We start from the raw sequence: 20,135 nt of genomic DNA, 5'->3' as shown, positions 1-20,135 counted from the left end.
AAGCTAACGTCTGTAAGCTAGCCAATACATTAGGACTATCAACATCAACGCCGCCACTGCTCCCATGATAAACCCAATGATTATATAAGTTTCTTTTTGTAATTTGGGAGCCAAGAATAGCCCTACCACAAACACTACCACAATGATTAACAGCGCTACAGGTAGATAACTATCTCTAATCCTGGGATAGGCTTTACTCCACCTACTACCTGTCCAGTGCCAAGACCTTTTGTAGGGATAGGTCGTCGAGAGTTGCTCGATCGCATGACCATTATCTTCCACTACAAATATTTGCTGGCATTTATTGCAACCAAAGGCTTCTGTCAGGACAATGGGCATCAGTCGCCCCCTTCGTCCACAGGGACAGGGATAATCACTATTTAAATCTATCTTTTGGGCTTTTGGAGATGGCACAAGTGGTCTTATATCAAACCGAGTTTATTAAAGGTTTACCTATAAACATTTGAGTCATTAACAATCTATTATATGGCTTTTTCACCATTTTTTAACTGTTCTTGATTTAATAAAATCTAACAGCTGTATTAAATTCTAGCATTCCCCACCAGATTTTCCAATGCTGGGGATTGGGGATTGGGGACTGGGGACTGGGGATTGGGGATTGGGGACAAGGGGACAAGGGGACAAGGGGACAAGGTGACTCTTGAGAATTTTTCACTCAAAACTCAAAACTTCCCCAGTCCCCAATCCCTAGTCCCTAGTCCCTAGTCCCCAGTCCCCAGTCCCCAGTCCCCAATCCCAGCCCCCAATAAACTTTCCACGACAGCATCTTGGGAGATGGTATTAATTACTTTCTAAGCGGGCAACGCGATTCGAACGCGCGACATTCACCTTGGCAAGGTGACGCTCTACCGCTGAGCTATGCCCGCAACCACTTGACTTTTACTAGTATGTCAGAAAAATCTAGGGTTGTCAACTAAAAACTAAGAAAATTTTTAGCGAATGATTCCGTATCGACTACTCTAGCTCAGTTGAGGAGTCGTGAGCGATCGCATTTTTCAACGCCCCAGGTAAATGTTGAGTAGAGGCTGGCCCCACAACTTTACCGCTGTAGGGTTCCAGATTGCCGTTACTCTTAATTTGGCGCATTAAACTAGCCATTTCGATCGCACTCATAGCATAATTCCAGCCATGATTACTTTTAATTCCTGCCCGTTCTAGAGCTTGCTGCATATTATCTGCTGTAATAATGCCAAAAATTACCGGAACTCCGGTTTGAAATCCAGCAGCAGCAATCCCTTTCGCCACTTCAGCCGCGACATAATCAAAGTGAGGCGTTTGACCTCGAATCACAGCACCCAAGCAAATTACCGCATCATAGCGCCCGCTGAGTGCCATTTGGCGAGCAACTAAGGATACCTCGAAACTGCCTGGTACCCAAACGTAATCTACCTGAGTGCCGTGAAGATTGGTATCGATGCCATGCCGTTTCAGACAATCTTGACATCCCTCTAAAAGCTTACCTGTCACTAAGTCATTAAAACGACCAATGACAATCCCAAACTTTAAGGTGTCTGTCTGAGTAAAACTTCCCTCAAAAACTGCCATGTCAATTTTTTCGCGTCATCGTCAATTGTTCTTTGTCCATTGTCTCAAAGCCAATGACTTATGACCTACTCAGCAATGAATTTTTGACTAATGACTAATTGACTCAGCTTAAACTACGAAGGAACTTAACGCAGCTACTACCAATACTAAAGCCACCCAAACGCCAGAACCCAAAAACAGCAATCTCTTGGATTGATCCCAATTTTGGGGTGAGGCGTATGCAACAGGCACCCAAACTACTAATACGAAAGATAGTGCTACCAGAGCAAATAGCGCAAGTTGAAACAAGATTGTCATTTTTTGCTTCTCCCAAGACAGCAGACAGCTGATTAACTGATTAACCTTTTCACCCACAGGGGGCGAGATTTTAAATTCCTATCTTGCTAAACTACCATGAAGCGGTCATCTTTCAGCAAGAAAGGCGGGATAGGGGACTGGGGACTGGGTACTGGGTACTGGGTACTGGGGATTGAGAATGAGTTTTGAGATAAGGAGAAAGTTTTAAGTTCATGAATTTTTCCTTTGTCCTCTTCTTCTGAATCCCCAATCCCTAGTCCCCAGTCCCCAATCCCCAATCCCCAGTCCCCAATCCCCAGTCCCCAGTCCCCAATCCCCAGTCCCCAATCCCCAGTCCCCAGTCCCCAATCCCTAACCCCTAGAAAGCAATGGATTTAATTTTGTGTCATACTACTGCTGATTTTGATGCTTTGGGAGCAGCTGTTGGGTTAACGCGGTTGCTTTCGGGAGCTAAAATTGTGCTGACTGGTGGTGCTCATCCGACGGTGAGAGATTTTTTGGCGTTGCATCGGGATGAGTATGCTTTGATTGAAAGGCGATCGGTCAATCCGAAACTGATTCGATCGCTTACAGTAGTAGATACGCAACATCGCGATCGTTTGGGTAAAGCAGCAGAGTGGTTAGATTTACCCGATTTAACTGAAATTACTTTATATGACCATCACTTAAATCAAAATTCTGACATTCCTGCAACGCAAGTCACTATTGAAGCTGTAGGCGCTACTACTACTTTGATCGTAGAACAGTTGCAAAAAATCGCCGGAGAAAACTTTTTAACACCTGCGGAAGCAACGGTAATGGCGTTGGGTATCCATGTTGATACGGGTTCTTTAACTTTTGACCATTCTACAGTTAGAGATGCTGCGGCTTTAGCTTGGTTGATGGCTCAAGGAGCTTCTTTACCTGTGATTGCTGATTATATCGATCCTGGTTTATCTCGTCAATTACAACAATTACTCACTGTTGCTTTAGATAATTTGCAAACTATCAATCAATGGGGTTATACCTTAGCTTGGAGTTTAATTGATATTTCTGGTTTTGTGCCTGGTTTGTCTAGTTTAGCTTCGCGGTTAATTGATTTAACTGAAAGCGATCTTTTGTTGTTAGCAACTAGATACAAAAGTGATGATTCTATTGAGAGTTTAACGGTAATTGGCCGATCGCGCATTGATGGCACCGACTTAAATCAATTATTTCAAGATTTAGGCGGTGGGGGACATTCCCAAGCGGCATCTTTAACTATGAAAACAGTTTCTTCAGAACTGATTTTACAAGAGTTAATCGATCGCTTAAAAGGTCAAATTCCCCACCCCCCGACAGCGAGAGAGTTAATGTCTTCTCCGGTGCGAACGATTCGCCCAGAAACTACAATTGAGGAGGCACAAAGAATTTTATTAAGATATGGTCATTCTGGTTTATCTGTTGTAGATGCGAGCGATCGATTAGTAGGAATTATTTCCCGTCGAGATATCGACATTGCTTTACATCATGGTTTTAGTCATGCTCCAGTTAAAGGTTACATGACTACTAATTTAAAGACTATTTCTCCCGATACTCCTTTGCCGGAAATTGAGTTGTTAATGGTAACTTATGATATTGGTAGATTGCCTGTTTTACAAGAAGGTCAATTAGTAGGAATTGTCACTCGTACTGATGTTTTACGACAGTTACATCAGGAAAATCGTCGAGGGGAAAGAGATAAGAAAACTGGGGTAAATACTGCTTATTGTCCTTTGCCGATTTCTCGGTTGCGCGATCGCTTAACCGCACCTTTATGGAAATTACTACAAAAAGCCTCCCAAGAAGCAGAAAAACGCGGTTGGCATCTTTATTTAGTCGGTGGCGCAGTGCGAGATTTACTATTGGCAGAAAATCAAAAACAAGTATTGCTAGAAGATATCGATTTAGTAGTAGATGGATTCCATAAATCTGCTGATGTTGGTGCAGGTGTAGAATTAGCTAAAGCCTTACAAAAAATTTATCCGGGTGTGCGTTTAGAAGTTCACGGACAATTCCAAACAGCTGCTTTATTGTGGCATAAAGACCCAGATTTAGGTTCACTTTGGGTAGACATTGCTACTGCGAGAACTGAGTTCTATCCCTATCCAGCAGCTAACCCCGAAGTGGAAGCAAGCTCAATTCGTCAAGACCTTTACAGAAGAGATTTTACCATAAATGCTTTAGCCATGAGACTAACAAAACCCCGTGCTGGTGAATTGTTAGATTTCTTTGGCGGTTTATTAGATTTACAATCTCGACAAATCCGGGTTTTACACGCTAATAGTTTTATTGAAGATCCTACCAGAATTTATCGTGCGGTGCGCTTTGCTGTGCGGTTAAATTTTGAAATAGAACCGCAAACAGAAAGTTATATTCGGTATGCCATAGCAAGTGGAATTTACGAACAAATTCAAGGGAGAAATGGCAGAGCGCCAGCGTTAGAAACTCGGTTAAAATCAGAATTAAAATACATTTTACAAGCTCCTTATTGGAAACCTGCATTACAACTTTTAGCACATTTAGAAGCTTTGCGCTGCATTCATCCGACTTTAGAATTAGATGAAAAACTGTGGTGGGAGGTGCGGTTGTTCGATCGCTGTTTACAAAAATTCGACCCGCAAAAAACCTTAGAACATTGGCAAATGCGCCTCGAAGTTTTAATCGCTTACTTAGCACCAGAATTTCGGAGTAAAGTAGCGAATAATTTGCAATTACCAGTAGATAGTATTGAGAGATTAGAAAATTTAGACAAAGCTGAAAATAACATTATTGAATCTTTGCCAAAATTGCAATTAAAAAGCGAAATTGTTCAATTTCTACGTCAATACAATTTACAAACCTTGATTTTAATTGCCGTGCGAAATTCCCGGATAATTAGACAAAAAATTTGGCGATACCTCACTGAATGGAGTCACATTAAAGCACACTTAAATGGCAATGATTTGAAAGCATTAGGATATAAGCCAGGGAAGCAATTTAAAGAAATTTTGGATGCTTTGTTAACGGCTACTTTGGATGGCAAAATTGATAGTCGAGAGTCTGCTGAAGCCTTTGTTGCAGAACATTTTCCTTTGGAGAACTAAGCTATAACAATTGCTTTGTACTATATATTGATTTAAGTAAACAACCAAAAAATTATCGATTCAGCCTTGACAATGTATTTTTGGTTGGATAGAATCTAATCAAATTGAAAAATATTAAAAGCTCAAAATGTCTCGAAAAAAGCCGAGTTATTTGGTGTATCTGCTAACTTTTTTATCTTTAATCTCAGCTATAAGTTTCCTCTGCAATTTTTTTCTAGGATTGAAAAGTTTAGCACTTATCCCTACACCTGAAAAGCCAGTCATCAACCGAGAAAATATTGACCGTGCAGAATTCAAACCATCTCCAAATACAGGAGCACCTGATAAGGGAACAACAACAGCATCCACAGGAACGAGATACGTACCACCAGATAGAGGAGTACCAAGTAGCACAGCACCAGGAGGAAGTAGGGGAGGAATTTGCGAACAAGATCAGAAACAAGATCAGAGTATTCCCTCATTAGGATTAACAGCTTTAAGACCTGATGATAGTTTAGAACGTGGTATGGGATTAACATTAGAATCGCAACCACAATTTTTGGTATATATGCCTCAAACTTCAGCAGAATATGCACAATTTACTTTAAAAAATGAACAGGGAAATAATGTTTACCAAACAAAAGAATTTCGTATAAAAGGTCAACCTGGTATTATCAGCATCAGCTTACCCAAAAACTCTATTCAGTTAGAAAACAACAAAAATTATACTTGGTACATTTCCCTTATTTGTAATCCCCAAAACCGAGCCAAAGATGTGTATGTTACGGGATGGATTAGGCGAGAGCCGCGAACAGATTTAGCAAATAAATTGCAAAATGCAGCTGCAAGAGAACGCCCAAAAATATATGCTGAAAATGGAATTTGGTATGAAGCAATAGCAAATTTAGCCGAACTAATCAGCCAAAATCCTAAAGATCCAACGTTAATGAATGATTGGAAAACGCTTTTGGAATCAGCGAAAATTCCAGACATTGGAAACAAGCCGTTTAGCTTGACTAAAATTGAATTACCCCCAAATTTAGCTACGGAAAATCGCTGATTTTCACCAAATCACCTAAACTAGCAAGAAAAGGGTTACAAAAAACTATTTTCTCAAGTAAATAGGTGATGATTTTGATGATATTGCATCTGAAATTTTATGAAAAATTGCGATCGCAAAGCATTTACCAACAAAAATCACCTGATTTTCATCGTCCTATTGAAAATCAGTTCATCAACCCAAAAAGAAAGCCAAAAGTTTCTCCTTTCAACTTTATTTTTCCTGTTGTCTTTTGGGTTATTAATCAGCAAAGTTCAGGCGCAAATAGTCCCGGATAATACGCTTCCGGTTAATTCTCAAGTAACACATTCTGGTAATCTCCGCACTATTGACGGAGGAACTAGGAAGGGAGGCAATTTATTTCATAGTTTTCAAGAATTTTCAGTTCCGACTGGGATAGAAGCACATTTTAATAATGCCCTTGATGTGCGAAATATTTTCAGTCGAGTAACCGGAAAGTCTATTTCTAATATTGATGGGTTGATTAAAGCTAATGGCACAGCTAATTTATTTTTACTCAATCCCAATGGCATTATTTTTGGACCGAATGCAAGGCTAAATATTCGCGGGTCATTTTTGGGGAGTACCGCTAATAGTATTAAATTTGGAGATGGCATAGAATTTAGTGCGACTAATCCCCAAGGTACACATTTGTTGAGTATTAATGTACCAATTGGGTTGCAATATGGCAAGAGTGCCGGAGAAATTCGCATTCAAGGTAAGGGTCAGGGATATAGTTTTGGTGCAACGGAAAAGTTTAATAGTGAATTGAATCCCTTGGAAGTTGCAACTGGAAAAAGTTTAACTTTTGTCGGAGGCAATGTCATAGTTGACGGGGGAATTTTACAAGCTCCTGGTGGTCGTGTAGAGTTAGGGGGATTAGCAGGAGAGGGAACTGTAGGAATCAATGCTGATGGTAGCTTGAGTTTTCCAAATAATTCAGAAATACCTGTTACTTTGGCGAATGTTACTATCAACAATCAAGCTGGAATTAATGTGGTAGCTGATGGTGGTGGGAGCATTACTATTAATGCGAATAATTTAGAGATTTCCGGGAACAGTTTACTATCGGCAGGAATTGCTACCAGTTCAAAAACAGTAGCAAACACTCCCGGAGATATTACTTTCAATGCTGCTCAAGGCATAACCATTTCATCTAGTCGAGTTGAGAATAATGTTAATCCTGCGATTCAAGAAATAGATGTTTCGCGGGTAGGAAATAGTGGAGATATTAACATTAAAACTGGCTTCCTTTATTTAACTGAATATGCTCAACTGAGTACCACTACTTTCGGAAAAGGTGATGCTGGAAATGTAGAAATTTCGGCTAGTAATTTTGTTTTGTTTGATGGAAGGGCTGGAGCTTACAGTAATGTAGGGAGAGGTGCTGTAGGTAATGCAGGTGAAATCTATATTGAAAGTGGGTCACTATTTTTGAAAGATGGCGCACAACTGCAAACAGTGATTAATAGTCCTGCTGAGGGAGAACAAGCTCCAAAGGCAGATAGGAATGCTGGAGTTATATTTATCAAGGCTACAGATTTGGTTTCCATAGAGGGAAGTGGTACAGGGATTTTCAGTACTGTGGAAAAAGATGCCAGTAACAACTCAAAAAATAAATTTGCTGGCAATATCTTTCAAGATTTTGTAGGGACTGGAGAGATTGTTGCAGCGATCGGTATCCTAACAAAAAACTTTGAGCTTAAAGATGGTGCTCGCTTGAGTAGTAGCAGTGGGGGAAAAGGGAATGCTGGAGCAGTTGTAGTTATAGCAGAAGACTCAGTAACGATCGCAAATAACAGTCGCATTTTCAGTTCTGTCACCAAGGAAGCAAAAGGAGATGCTGGTGCTATTTTAATTGGTGGTAAATCAGTTTCTTTAACTTCGGGTGCAGAGCTAATTACTAGTTCCTCGGGTCAAGGAGATGCAGGAATTGTAGTTGTTTTATCAACTGAAGATATTTCCCTAAAAAACAGTAGCATTTCCAGTGCCATATTAGAGGAAGCAACGGGTAATGCTGGTGGTATTGGACTATCTGCGGGTAAATCGATTTTTCTGACTGATGGCTCTAAATTAAAAGCTTATACCAATGGAAAAGGAAATGCTGGTCTTGTAATTTTAGAAGCTAAAAATGCTATTTCTTTTGACAACAGTGATATTTTCAACACTGTTGAGGAAAAGGGAGAGGGTAAAGGGGGTGGTATTAAATTATCTGCGGGTACATCGATTTCAATGACTAGTGCCTCTACTTTAAATGCTTATACCAATGGAAAAGGAAATGCTGGTCTTGTAATTTTAGAAGCTAAAAATGCTATTTCTTTTGACAACAGTGATATTTTCAACACTGTTGAGAAAGGGGGAACGGGTAATGCAGGTGACATTGGGATCTTTGGTCGATCGCTCTCTCTAAAAAATGGCTCTCAAATTCAAACTTTAATCGACTCAAAAGAACCAGTCACCGACGGACAAAGATCTGCTGGTAACATCGTAATTCAAGTTAGTAAAGATGTTTCCTTTTCAGGATTTTCAATTGGCACAGATCGCGAGGGAAATCAACGTCCTTTGTACAGTTTAGTTGCCAGTACTGTACAACCAGAAGCTATAGGAAATGCAGGCAATATTAGTATTTCTGCTCGTTCCATCTGGTTAAACGAAAATACTCGTATCACCGCTGCAACTCAAGGAGGAGAAGGGGGAAGTATTACACTAAGTCCCTCTAATTTACTTGTAATGCGTAAAGGTCAAGTTACCACTACGGCAAACGAAGCTGGTAAGGGCGGAAATATTACTATTAATACTGATGGATTAGTTGGGATCAAAAACAGTGACATTTTAGCGAATGCCGGAACTGGGTTAGGTGGTAAAATTGCGATCGACGCTCGTTCTGGTTCTTTGGGAATAGAACCACGCACAAGGGAAGAATTAGAAGCACGAATAGGAACAAAGATCGATAGTCAGAACATAGTTTCTGTTACAAACGATCTTCCTAGTAACGATGTTACAGCTATTTCTGGAAATCCCGCATTGGACGGTACAGTAACGTTTAATACTGTTGTTTTTCAGGTAGTTCCTTTAGGGCAACAATTTGCTGTAGCGCCTTTGGTTCCCCAAGCTTGTCGCAGTAAAATTGCCGATGGTAGTGAATTTATTATTACTGGTAGGGGAGGTTTGCCAATTAATCCGATCGAATCGATCGCAGATGAAGCTACCTGGATAGATCTTAGAGTAACAACCGAGCCTTCTACCAAATCAGCGGGAAGAACGGAAGCACAAAGCAAAATTTCCCCATCATCAACTACCCCCGAAATTATCATTGAAGCACAAGGATGGAAAGTTAATTCTCAAGGAGAAGTGGTACTCGTTGCTGATACATCAACGGCAACACCCCAAAGTCCTAACTTTTTTGTACCCCCAGAATGTAAGCAATAATAAACTTTAAGAATTATGAAATACCGACAAAAGCTCAAAGGTTTATTTCGCTTTTCAGAACAAGTCAAAAAATCGTTATTTTTTTTGATTATTGTACTTTTGGCGGCGGTAATTACTACCAGTGTTGCTACTGCTTTCCCTAAATCTATCTCTACAGTTAATGTTTCTGTAAGTTCTTCATCAAATTTACTGCAACAAGGGGCAGAATTATTTCAAACCGAACAATTTTTAGAAGCGGCAAAAGTTTGGCAACAAGCTGCTACTGCTTGGGAAAAATCTGGGGATAAACTTAATCAAGCGCAAGCTCTCAGTTATTTGTCTTTAGCAGAACAAAAGTTAGGAAACTGGCAAGCAGCAACTCAAGCAATTGATAGTAGTTTATCTTTAATTAGTAACTTCCGTTCCCAGAAAAATTCTACCTTAATTTTAGCGAAAGTTTTAAATGCCCAAGCTCATTTATACTTAGCAATAGGAAAAACAGCAGAAGCTTTAAAAACTTGGCAGGAATCTGCTACTAATTACTTGCAAGCTGGTGATTTACAAGGAGTAATTGGTAGTCAAATTAATCAAGCTCAAGCAATGCAAAGTTTGGGTTTGTATCGTCGGGCTAAAACTACATTAGAACAGCTAGAAGCTGAACTAAGAAATCAACCTGATTCTTTAATTAAAGCTACAGGTTTACGTAGTTTAGGCAATGCTTTGCGGGTAACTGGGGACTTAGAAAAATCCCGTAAATTGTTAGAAGAAAGTTTAAGAGTATCTCAGGAATTGAATTCGCCATCTGCGATCGCATCAACCCATTTTAGCTTAGGAAACACTGCCAGAGCAATTGTTAATAGATCGAAGCAAGGAAACGAATCAAAATTAACCATAGAAACGGAAAGCAAACTTGCCTTAGCAGAGTATCAAAAAGTAATCGAAACTTCTACTTCGCCAATGCTGCGAACTATTGCTCAATTGAGTCAGTTTAGCTTATTAGTAGAAACTCAAGAATTACAAAAAGCTTTGGAATTGCGATCGCAAATTAAACTCAATGAATTACCTGCCAGTCGGCGCTCAATTTATGCCAGAATTAACTTAGCAGAAAGTTTGATTCGTTATAATAAAATTATTCAAGCTATCAATACCGGAAATACTTCTGAAACCGAGTGTGTAGATAATAGAATAACTGTAGGAAATAACAAAATATTTCCTCATTTTGTACCAGATTATACACAACAAATTCCTTGGTCAGATATTGGTGAAATACTAGCTACATCTATACAACAATCGAGGAGTTTAAAAGATCGCCAAGCTGAATCTTACTCATTAGGAAAATTAGCAGAACTTTATGCTTTAATTGGCAAAACTCAAGAAAGTTATAGCTTAACAAAACAAGCTTTAGCTTTATCTCAAGCAGTTAACGCTGCTGATATTTCCTATCGTTGGCAATGGAAATTAGGACAACAATTAAAGACACAAGATGACGCTAAAAGTGCGATCGCAGCTTACAATACAGCATTAGAAACCCTAAAATCTCTGCGGGGTGACTTAGTTGCTGTTAATCCCAATAATCCAGACGTACAATTCTCTTTTCGAGAAAGTGTAGAACCAGTTTATCGGGAATTAGTCGAATTACTAATTAGTGGAGAAGGAGAAGTTAGTCAAGAGAATTTACGGCAAGCACGTCAAGTAATTGAATCCTTACAACTAGCAGAATTAGATAACTTTTTCCAAGAAGCTTGTTTAGATGCCAAACCTGTAGAAATTGATCAAGTAGACAACACCGCAGCCGTAATTTATCCGATTATTTTACCAGATAGATTAGCAGTGATTGTCGCCTTACCTGACAAAGAATTACCATTGCGTTATTATGCAACTTTAAAATCTCGCTGCGAAATCGAAACTATCATCACTGATTTAAAAAATACAATAGGCACAGTTACAGGTGGTTATTCAAAAGGTTTGCGTCTTTCTCAACAAGTATATGATTTGATAATTCGCCAGGGGGAAGCAGATTTAAAAAAGAGCAACGCCCAAACTTTAGTATTTGTCTTAGATGGTGTATTGCGAAATATTCCAATGGCGGTGTTGCATGACGGGAAGCAATATTTAATTGAAAAATACAGTATTGCTGTCACTCCAGGGTTACAATTACTTCCAGCACAACCTCTCAAACAAGGTAAAATCCAAGTTTTAGCAGCTGGTTTATCAGAAGCAAGACAAAATTTTTCATCTTTGCCAAATGTGAAAACGGAGTTGAACGAAATTAAACAACAAGTAAACTCCCCAGTGTTATTAATTGACGAACAATTTACTACAAGTAACTTAGAACAACAAATTAAATCATTTCCTTTTCCAGTAGTTCATATTGCTACTCACGGTCAATTTGGTTCACAGGCAGAAAAAACTTTTATTTTAGCTTGGGATGACAAGATAAATGTTAAACAATTAGACAGTTTGTTGGGTGAAAAAGAAAAAAGAGGAAATCGTCCGATCGAACTATTAGTTTTAAGTGCTTGCGAAACCGCCCAAGGAGATAATCGCGCCGCATTAGGAATAGCTGGAGTAGCAGTCAGAGCAGGCGCACGCAGCACTATAGCAACCTTGTGGAAAGTTAATGATGAATCAACAGCTAAGTTAATGGTACGATTTTATCAGGAACTACTCAAAGGTGATGTAACAAAAGCTGAAGCATTAAGACGCGCCCAGCTTAGTCTTTTAAAAGAGGATAAGTATAAATTTCCTTACTTTTGGACACCTTATGTTTTAGTAGGAGATTGGCGATAAGGTTCGTTGTCAGCGCTTTAGCGCATAGATGCTAATTTTTCCATGATTTAACATTTTTTTAGAAAGCTTTTCAAAAAGCAATAAAATGGGTTCGCCTTAGAGGTTGAATTTAATTTGTAGACTAGTCATACATCATCATGATAATCTAATAGACGAATAACTTAAAGTATTACGGTACACAATCATGGATGTAAAGACAGAAGATTTCGTTTATTTATTGTTTGCTATTTTGGGAGCTTTTCCTCCAGATAGTAAGTTTTGCAAGATAGTAAAAGCCTTAGCCGAAAGTGATGCTTGGGATGATTTCATGGAAAAAGAATACGCACCTAAAGGTGAAGAAGATTATTGGGAAAGAGATCAACAAACTCTTATAACAGAGTTAAAAGACAAATTTGGAGATGAAATAGATATGGAGGAAATTATAGAAGAATGGAAAAAGCAGGTTGAAAAGTAATTGCTACATTTAAAGTTTCGTTGTAAGCGCTTTAGCGCTGAAGCGCTTACAACATACTAATAATTAACAATGATGATGCTGTTTACTTCATCATGCGGGTAATGTCCGGCTTAGAGAAAATATAAATAGAAGTATTAATTGTTTTTCACATTACATTGAATAGTTCGCCAAAAATCTTTAAATCATGAGTAATTCACAGGGCAAAATTGTAGTTAATGCAGATGAGTGGACGTTGAGCGATCGCGGCTTCCAAAAAGCACCTGATGCAGCCACACTCGCGATTAATCTTGCCAAATACTTTGTCGGAAACGAGAAAGGCAAATTTCATGTACTTTCTAATAATTGGGGTTTAACGGAATCCTCTTTAGAGGAAACGATGATCAAATCCGGTCATACTTGGACAAAGGGAATGAATATCCAGATTAATATAGCAACCCTGAGTCAATATGATGGGATTTTTATCGGTGGCGATCCGATCGATAACCAAGTTTTAATTGAATATGTAAAAAATGGTGGTAAGGTTTATCTTGGCGCTGCTACAAGTGAAGTAGGAGCAGAAATAGAAGCCAACAATTGGAATACTTTCCTGGCAGCATTTGGTCTGAAGCTGGAAAAATTAGATGATAGCGTTAGCGAAAAAGCGGCTGTAAATAAAAGTCACCCATTATTTTCAGGAGTCAAAACGCTTTATCAAGATCGGGATATGCAAATTATTGATTTACAACCCGATTCTCCACTTAATCAAATCATCCTTACTAATAGTAATGGTCAAGGGTTAATGGCTACGGCTGAATTTATTAAAGTGCCTGTTCCTAAACCGTTGAATGGCAGAATTGTAGTGAATGCAGACGAGTGGACTTTTAGCGATCGCGGCTTCCAAAAAGCACCTCATACAGCCACATTCGCGATTAATCTTGCCAAATACTTTGTCGGAGATGAGAAAGGCAAATTTCATGTACTTTCTAATAATTGGGGTTTAATGGAATCCTCTTTAGAGGAAACGATGACCAGATTCGGTCATACTTGGACAAAGGGAATGACTATCCCGATTAATATAGCAACCCTGAGTCAATATGATGGAATTTTTATCGGTGGCGATCCGATCGATAACCAAGTTTTAATTGAATATGTGAAAAATGGTGGTAAGGTTTATCTCTGGGCTGGTACAGGTCAAGGAGGATCGGAAATAGAAGCCAACAATTGGAATACTTTTCTCGCAGCATTTGGTCTGAAGCTGGAAAAATCACATAATACTGTTAGCGAAAATTTGGTTGTTAATAAAAATGACCCACTATTTTCAGGAGTAAAAACTCTTTATCAAGATCGGGGTATCTACATTATTGATTTACAACGCTATTCCTCACTTAATCAGATCATCCTCACTAATATTAATGGTCAAGGGTTAATGGCTACGGCTGAATTTATTAAAACCCCCGTCCCCCAAACCGCCATTGAAACAACACCTGCGATCGAACCAACAGTTGATGTAACACCTGCGCCAGAATCTGCGATCGAACTAACAGTTGATGTAACACCTGCGATCGAACCTGCGATCGAACTAACAGTTGATGTAACACCTGCGATCGAACCTGCGATCGAACTAACAGTTGATGTAACACCTGCGATCGAACCTGCGATCGAACCAACAGTTGATGTAACACCTGCGATCGAACCTGCGATCGAACCAACAGTTGATGTAACACCCGCGCCGGAACCTGCGATCGAATCTTTGGTAAGTGACTCAGAAGAATTTACCATCACCGCTACTCAAGATGTCACTATTTCCAAATTGGTTTACAAAGGTGAAGTCAAACGTACTCAATCCGATGAATATATAGAGATTAGCAATCTCGGCAACAGTTCAGCTAATATCTCCGGTTGGAAAATCACTTCTGGAGGTAGCCTGAAGCAATTTTTCACTTTCCCAGAAGGAACTATATTGGAAGGTGGCAAGAGTTTCCGCGTTTATACGAACGAAGTACATCCTGAAACTGGTGGTTTCTCTTACGGTAGTAAATCTGCTGTTTGGAACGATGCAGGGGATGAAGCTAAACTTTTTGATGCCGCAGGAAACAATGTTTCTACTTTAGCTTATGGGAAAAATACCGTTGCTGGCATCACACAAGAATTCAAAGTTTCTCAATTAAAGTTTGTTGCTAGTTATGGTGTAATTAACAAACAAATGGCTTTAGGCGGAACAGTCACATTTACCGAAGCTTTATCTTTAGCAATTAGGAGTTTTCTGGAGGATGATAGTAATGTTAAAAGTCCTTTAGCATTAATTCTTAAAGATCCTGTTGCTTTTGGTTTATCCTCTCGTGCTACTAAAGCAATGGCTACTGAAAAATTGCGTTCTTTTATGAATGAGAACGGAACATTGAGTTTACTTCCTACAGCTAAACGTAGCACTGGAGAAAATGGGGAAACAGTTGAGAAAAATTGGATTTTTGAGCTATCACTGGGAGCATTTGGTGAGACAACTTTCTATACAGTAGTGCCACGTTAGTAACAATTAAAAATGAGGTTCATTGTAGGCGCTAAAGCGCTTACAATGAACGAGTTAACAATTATTTGTTACCCATTGGTTGATGATGGTGTTTACTCGATCGGGTACTTCATCATGAGGGCAATGTCCAGCTTGGAGAAAATATTCGGTTAAATTAGGATAATAATGACGAAACTTTCTACCTCTTTCTTTAGCATTCATCCAAGGATCGGCCTCTCCCCAAATTAATAACAAAGGACAAGCTAATTCTTTGAGTAAAACATCAACTTTTTCGCCTTGACGAGTGCTAAAAACGGAAGCAAAAACTTGTGGCGCACCAGCATCGCAAGAAGGACGATAAATTTCTTCTACCAATCTATTAGTAACTGCACTTTTGTCGAGATAAACTTTTTCCAAAGTTTGGCGAATTACCCAAGGTTGACGGATGTATTGAAACAGGAGAAAATTCGCCCAAGATTGACGGAGAATTGATAATACTAATTCACCCCAAATTTTTCTGATTAAATCCGGTTCGGGTTGTGGTTCAATTTCAGTAAATGGCCCTGCACTGTTGAGTAAAATTACGCCTTTTGCGGTGTTAGGACGTTGGGCGGCGACACATAAAGAAGCGTAACCTCCGAGTGAGTTTCCGGCTAAAACTACGGGTTCACCAATTACTTGGGTGATAAAATCCTGTAATTGATCGCGCCACAAATCACCACTGTAATCCCAATTTGGTTTAGCGGAACGACCAAATCCTAACAGATCGATCGCCCAAACCTCAAAATCTTCACTCAACCCAATAATATTTTTCCGCCAATGATCTGTGGAAGCACCAAAACCATGAATCAACAGCAACGGAGGACGTTCTGAATCAGATTTTCCTGCCCGCACGTAGTATATTTGCTGTTGTCGCCACTGCCAATAAGCACCAGGAATAGAATCTTGTGAGGAAACGAGAGTTGCCGACATTTTTTCCAGAATTATGAGAACCTCGTTAAATATCTTAACAGGGACTGGGGACTGGGGACGTTCGGCTGAGCGCTCACGTCGAAGCCTGGGGACAAGGGGATTTTTACCTTCTGCACCTCAGCCCCTCAGCCCTTAGCCTCTTTGCTACCATTGACCTGTTGTAAATAACTGATAGCTTCTTCCATTTCTAATTGGGGAAAATCTTGATAAAAACGGCTGACGCTGGGGAAATTTTGGGGTTGGGCGAGAACGATCGCTCGATCGCTCCATTCTTGTAACATTTTCATTAAAGCCAAAGGTGCGACTGGAGTGGCAATCCAAACCGCAGCAGGTCTTTTTAATCGCAAAGAAAGAATCGCTACAGCAGCAGTCATGCCCGTAGCGATGCCATCATCGATTAGAATAGCGATCGCACCTTCTGGACTAAAATTTGAGCAATAAGGCGCTAATTGTTCCCATTGCACTTCTGCTTTCGCTCTGGCTTCTTGTAAAGCGAACTGTAAACTAGGATCAGCTTTAACATCATTTAATCTGTTTGACCAAATTACCAACCCATCTGCCGTTACTGCACCAATAGCCAATTCTGGATCTTCTGAACGGGCAATTTTTTTAGCGCTAATAATTTCTATAGGACAACCTAATTTTAAAGCAACTGGAACGGCAACAGGCAAACCACCGCGAGGCAGTGCATAGACAACTGGAGAAGCAGAAATCCCCGACGCTTTGACTAGGTTAATCTCTGCCTCTATTGCTTCAGCTAATTGTATTCCGGCACTGTTGCGATCGCAAAACAGTACAGAATGTGGCATACTTTTCTCCGTCAATTGGCAGTAGGATTGCCTCTATATTGACCGATACTATAATTTTGTGCTACCTACTGAAATCTTTTTTTTCGTGATGTCTGACGCAGAACAAGGTAACTTATTCGACCTTTCCAACTTTAATACATCTGCCTCTAAACCAGATTTTCCCCCAAATCTGATTCCCACAGATGCCAAAGTTCCCATTCCCCCCGGAACTTACCAAACTATGACTGAGATCGCAGAACATTGTAACCGCTGCCATCGCTGCGAATTAGGGAATCATCGTACCAACGCAGTCGTCGGCAGAGGCAACCCCCAAGCTGATTTAATGATAATTGGCGAAGCACCCGGACAAACCGAAGACGAAACCGGATTACCATTTGTCGGCAAAGCGGGGCAATTATTAGAAAAAATCTTAGTTGCCGTCCAATTAGACAGTGAAAAAGATGTCTATATTGCGAACATTAATAAATGCCGACCCCCAGGAAATCGCGTTCCTACAACTGAAGAGATGAACGCTTGTAAACCTTATTTATTAGAACAAATTCGCCTGGTAGATCCCAAAATTATTTTATTAGCTGGGGCAACTGCGGTTAAAGGTTTAACAGGTGATAAACGGGGAATTACCAAAATTCGCGGTGAATGGATGTCATGGGAAAATCGTTTATGTATGCCAATTTTCCATCCTTCTTATTTGTTAAGAAATCCGTCTAGAGAACAAGGAAAACCTAAGTGGTTAATGTGGCAAGATATCCAAGAAGTCAGAGCAAAGTTCGATCGAATTCGTAACGGTTCTACTTAGGTTTTTAAATCTTTGTTTAAGCTAACTGAAAGTAGTCCAAGATACAAATTTTGAGTAGGGAGCAAGAAATCAACCAGCAAAAATAAAGATAGAGTTTTTTGGTGGAAGCGATCGCAATTCCTGTGGTAAACTCCTAATTGATTCAATTTTGGGAGTTTGTCCACAAACTATCATGAACAACAATGGTACTTGATATCTTAATCGTCATCAAAAACAATCCCCAACTGTTGTTATTTGTGTTGTTAGCATTGGCATATCTATTCGGCAAAATTAAGATTGCTGGATTAGAAATTGGTTCTGGTTGTGGAATGTTGATTGCTAGTACAATTTTTGGACATTTTGGCTATAGATTATATTCAGGAACGGGAGATACAGGTTTTCTGTTTTTCTTGTATGCAGTGGCGTTTCAAGCAGGGCCAGCTTTTTTCTCTGTAGTATTAGGAGAAGCAACAAAATATATTGCTCTAGCTGCGATCGCAACTTTGGTAGCAGTTATACTAACTTTAATTTTTGACTTAATCTTTAATTTTCAAGTCGGTACAGCTGTTGGTTTATTTGGCGGTTCTTTAACTACACCACCAGGATTAGCAGCTGCTTTAGAAGCATTAAGAAGTGGGACTGTCCAAATACCAGAAAATACTACATTAGAACAAGTAATCAAGAATGTTAATGTTAGTTATGCCCTAAGTTATCTTTTTGGTTTAATTGTCGTAGTATTATTTTTTCGCTCTATGCCAAAATGGTTACGCTTTGATTTACATGAAGAATCAGTGAAAGCAGCTAAGGAAAAAAATGTTTCAGAAGAAGATAAGGATCAACCGCTACATTCTTCGGTGCTAAGATTTCGCGCTTATGCAGTAACTAACCCGGAAGTATTAGGTAAAACCATTGCTGAAATAGAGCAAATAACTCAATCTTCGGTGCAAATTTTTAAACGTAATGGTGTTTTAATACCTATACAACAAGAAATAAAATTGCAGTTAAGCGATCGACTTTCTCTAGCAAGTACATTAGAACAACAAGAAAAAATCCACAATCTCTTAGGTTCAGAAGTTGCCGATCTTGATTTATTAGCAGTAAAAATGGCTACCTACGAAATTACCGTTACTAAATCAGAATTGAGTGGTAAAAGTGTCAGAGAAATAGGAATCACCAACCTTTATGGTTGTTATTTAAACAAAGTAACTAGAACTGGGATTGATTTAATAGCTAATCCCGATTTAAAAATTTCCAAAGGCGATGTATTAACGGTATCGGGATTACAAGTACGTTTAGATGAGTTAGTAAAAGCGATCGGTTTTGTCGAAAGAAACGCCAATCAAACTGACTTATTAACCTTTGCAGGTGGTGTAATTGCTGGTTTTTTAATCGGACAAATAAGTATTAAAATTGGTGGTATTGCTATTGGATTAGGAACTGCTGGCGGACTATTATTAATGGGTATTTTACTAGGATATTTACGTTCAATTCACCCTACTTTTGGTAGAATGCCTTCAGCAACAATTTGGATTTGTAAAGAATTAGGACTATTATTATTCCTAGCAGAAACCGGAATCAAAGCAGGACAAGGAATTGTTCCAGCATTATCATCTCCGATCGGAATTATTATTGTTCTTTGCAGTTTAGTCATCAGTACAGCACCCATAATTGTTGGTTATATTTATGGTATTTATATTTTAAAAATGAATCCAGCTTTATTATTAGGTGCGCTAACAGGTGCAGTTACTTGCACTCCTGCGATGTCTGCAATTAGTGCCGATGCAAGAAGTTCTATTCCTGCTGTTGGATATGCGGGAACTTACGTTTTTGCCGCTATTCTTTGTACAATTGCTGGTAGTTTAATGGCAGGATTGTAAGCAAAAAAAGTTAAGGTCGAATCACTCCAGCGCGACAATCTCTTAACCAAATTTGTACAGCTTGTCCAATAATTCCCGTACTAGTTTCTCTGGGTGCAGTAGGTACAGTTCTTGTAGGATAAGACCCTAATTGTGAATATAACATTACTAAGCGCCAACCACTATTACTGCGTACTAAAAACAACCAATGATAATTTTGTAATAAATTCGATCGATTACCCAAATACTGTTTTTCCAAAGTAGTAAAAAACACCTGTTTTGGCACACCTTCCCCCTCAACTGGTGCTGCTGGAGAGTAGACACCAGGGCCAAGAGTTAACGGAGCAAATTCCGGTTTTCCCGCTAAAATAACATAAGTTCCGCTAGGAGAATTTATCCGGTTACTTCTACTACTTACCCGATTAGCATAACTGGGTAAATCTCGCAATAATAAATTAGTTAAAGTTTCCAAATCAGCAGGACAAACATAATTTTGGCTATTAGCTGCTGAATTTTCAAATAACACCGAAGTCAGGAGACAAAGGGAACAAATAAAAAAAAACTCTGACCTCTCATATCATTTCCTATAAATCTATCTACA

Annotated in this window: 14 protein-coding genes and 1 tRNA gene; 8 read left to right on the top strand and 7 right to left on the bottom strand. The window is 39.3% G+C overall.

Annotation, left to right across the window (positions count from 1 at the left end; translation table 11 throughout):
• Positions 1 to 3 precede the first annotated feature (3 nt).
• The 4 genes from ACE1CA_RS29545 to psbZ form a co-directional block, all read right to left on the bottom strand.
• Positions 4 to 414: a hypothetical protein gene (locus ACE1CA_RS29545; protein WP_413279646.1), complete on the bottom strand. Its 411-nt coding sequence runs from the start codon at positions 412 to 414 to the stop codon at positions 4 to 6.
• A gap of 401 nt (positions 415 to 815) precedes the next feature.
• Positions 816 to 887: transfer RNA gene (locus ACE1CA_RS29540), tRNA-Gly, on the bottom strand.
• An 88-nt stretch (positions 888 to 975) separates the two neighbouring features.
• Positions 976 to 1,566, bottom strand: a complete 591-nt coding sequence (gene ribH / locus ACE1CA_RS29535) for a 6,7-dimethyl-8-ribityllumazine synthase (RefSeq protein ID WP_413279647.1) — start codon at positions 1,564 to 1,566, stop codon at positions 976 to 978.
• A gap of 108 nt (positions 1,567 to 1,674) precedes the next feature.
• Positions 1,675 to 1,863: a photosystem II reaction center protein PsbZ gene (psbZ, locus tag ACE1CA_RS29530; protein WP_413279648.1), complete on the bottom strand. Its 189-nt coding sequence runs from the start codon at positions 1,861 to 1,863 to the stop codon at positions 1,675 to 1,677.
• Between the two features lie 368 nt (positions 1,864 to 2,231).
• Here psbZ and ACE1CA_RS29525 point away from each other — a divergent pair, with 368 nt between their 5' ends.
• From ACE1CA_RS29525 to ACE1CA_RS29500, 6 genes are all read left to right on the top strand, one after another.
• Positions 2,232 to 4,946: a CBS domain-containing protein gene (locus ACE1CA_RS29525; RefSeq protein ID WP_413279649.1), complete on the top strand. Its 2,715-nt coding sequence runs from the start codon at positions 2,232 to 2,234 to the stop codon at positions 4,944 to 4,946.
• Between the two features lie 127 nt (positions 4,947 to 5,073).
• Positions 5,074 to 5,985 (top strand): DUF928 domain-containing protein, encoded by a 912-nt coding sequence (locus ACE1CA_RS29520; RefSeq protein ID WP_413279650.1) that lies wholly within the window; start codon positions 5,074 to 5,076, stop codon positions 5,983 to 5,985.
• Positions 5,986 to 6,084: 99 nt separating this feature from the next.
• Complete coding sequence (locus tag ACE1CA_RS29515) at positions 6,085 to 9,414, top strand: two-partner secretion domain-containing protein (RefSeq protein ID WP_486517580.1); 3,330 nt, start codon at positions 6,085 to 6,087, stop codon at positions 9,412 to 9,414.
• A gap of 15 nt (positions 9,415 to 9,429) precedes the next feature.
• Positions 9,430 to 12,183: a CHAT domain-containing protein gene (locus ACE1CA_RS29510; protein ID WP_413281412.1), complete on the top strand. Its 2,754-nt coding sequence runs from the start codon at positions 9,430 to 9,432 to the stop codon at positions 12,181 to 12,183.
• Between the two features lie 184 nt (positions 12,184 to 12,367).
• A complete protein-coding gene (locus ACE1CA_RS29505) occupies positions 12,368 to 12,637 on the top strand; it encodes a hypothetical protein (protein WP_413281413.1) in 270 nt (89 codons plus the stop codon).
• Positions 12,638 to 12,821: 184 nt separating this feature from the next.
• Entirely contained in the window at positions 12,822 to 15,143 is a 2,322-nt protein-coding gene (locus ACE1CA_RS29500) for a lamin tail domain-containing protein (protein ID WP_486517579.1), read from the top strand.
• A 54-nt stretch (positions 15,144 to 15,197) separates the two neighbouring features.
• On the opposite strand, the gene ACE1CA_RS29495 is transcribed toward ACE1CA_RS29500, so the two are convergent.
• Both ACE1CA_RS29495 and ACE1CA_RS29490 read right to left on the bottom strand, forming a co-directional pair.
• Positions 15,198 to 16,094: an alpha/beta fold hydrolase gene (locus ACE1CA_RS29495; protein WP_413281415.1), complete on the bottom strand. Its 897-nt coding sequence runs from the start codon at positions 16,092 to 16,094 to the stop codon at positions 15,198 to 15,200.
• Positions 16,095 to 16,219: 125 nt separating this feature from the next.
• Complete coding sequence (locus tag ACE1CA_RS29490) at positions 16,220 to 16,903, bottom strand: phosphoribosyltransferase (RefSeq protein WP_413281416.1); 684 nt, start codon at positions 16,901 to 16,903, stop codon at positions 16,220 to 16,222.
• A gap of 88 nt (positions 16,904 to 16,991) precedes the next feature.
• On the opposite strand from ACE1CA_RS29490, the gene ACE1CA_RS29485 reads away from it, so the two are divergent.
• Together ACE1CA_RS29485 and ACE1CA_RS29480 are read left to right on the top strand one after the other, a co-directional pair.
• Positions 16,992 to 17,699 carry a uracil-DNA glycosylase gene (locus tag ACE1CA_RS29485; RefSeq protein WP_413281417.1) on the top strand — a complete coding sequence of 236 codons (708 nt, stop codon included), beginning with the start codon at positions 16,992 to 16,994 and terminating at the stop codon, positions 17,697 to 17,699.
• Positions 17,700 to 17,881: 182 nt separating this feature from the next.
• The gene (locus ACE1CA_RS29480; RefSeq protein WP_413281418.1) at positions 17,882 to 19,555 is read left to right on the top strand and encodes an aspartate:alanine exchanger family transporter; all 1,674 of its coding nucleotides are present in this window, start codon (positions 17,882 to 17,884) and stop codon (positions 19,553 to 19,555) included.
• 10 nt (positions 19,556 to 19,565) lie between these two features.
• Here the strand turns inward: ACE1CA_RS29480 and ACE1CA_RS29475 are convergent, their stop codons facing one another.
• Positions 19,566 to 20,060, bottom strand: a complete 495-nt coding sequence (locus ACE1CA_RS29475) for a hypothetical protein (RefSeq protein ID WP_413281419.1) — start codon at positions 20,058 to 20,060, stop codon at positions 19,566 to 19,568.
• Between the last annotated feature and the right edge of the window lie 75 nt (positions 20,061 to 20,135).

The sequence above is a fragment of the Floridaenema evergladense BLCC-F167 genome, assembly GCF_041929205.2.
GTDB lineage: Bacteria > Cyanobacteriota > Cyanobacteriia > Cyanobacteriales > Aerosakkonemataceae > Floridanema > Floridanema evergladense.
Note: the sequence above shows the minus strand (reverse complement) of the source record. Positions and strands in the feature narration are given on the sequence as shown.

Bases quoted from the DNA above. Each gene is read 5' to 3' on its own strand.
- ribH (WP_413279647.1), bottom strand. From the start codon at position 1,566: ATGGCAGTTTTTGAGGGAAGTTTTACTCAGACAGACACCTTAAAGTTT.
- psbZ (WP_413279648.1), bottom strand. From the start codon at position 1,863: ATGACAATCTTGTTTCAACTTGCGCTATTTGCTCTGGTAGCACTATCT.
- ACE1CA_RS29525 (WP_413279649.1), top strand. From the start codon at position 2,232: ATGGATTTAATTTTGTGTCATACTACTGCTGATTTTGATGCTTTGGGA.
- ACE1CA_RS29520 (WP_413279650.1), top strand. From the start codon at position 5,074: ATGTCTCGAAAAAAGCCGAGTTATTTGGTGTATCTGCTAACTTTTTTA.
- ACE1CA_RS29515 (WP_486517580.1), top strand. From the start codon at position 6,085: ATGAAAAATTGCGATCGCAAAGCATTTACCAACAAAAATCACCTGATT.
- ACE1CA_RS29510 (WP_413281412.1), top strand. From the start codon at position 9,430: ATGAAATACCGACAAAAGCTCAAAGGTTTATTTCGCTTTTCAGAACAA.
- ACE1CA_RS29505 (WP_413281413.1), top strand. From the start codon at position 12,368: ATGGATGTAAAGACAGAAGATTTCGTTTATTTATTGTTTGCTATTTTG.
- ACE1CA_RS29500 (WP_486517579.1), top strand. From the start codon at position 12,822: ATGAGTAATTCACAGGGCAAAATTGTAGTTAATGCAGATGAGTGGACG.
- ACE1CA_RS29495 (WP_413281415.1), bottom strand. From the start codon at position 16,094: ATGTCGGCAACTCTCGTTTCCTCACAAGATTCTATTCCTGGTGCTTAT.
- ACE1CA_RS29490 (WP_413281416.1), bottom strand. From the start codon at position 16,903: ATGCCACATTCTGTACTGTTTTGCGATCGCAACAGTGCCGGAATACAA.
- ACE1CA_RS29485 (WP_413281417.1), top strand. From the start codon at position 16,992: ATGTCTGACGCAGAACAAGGTAACTTATTCGACCTTTCCAACTTTAAT.
- ACE1CA_RS29480 (WP_413281418.1), top strand. From the start codon at position 17,882: ATGGTACTTGATATCTTAATCGTCATCAAAAACAATCCCCAACTGTTG.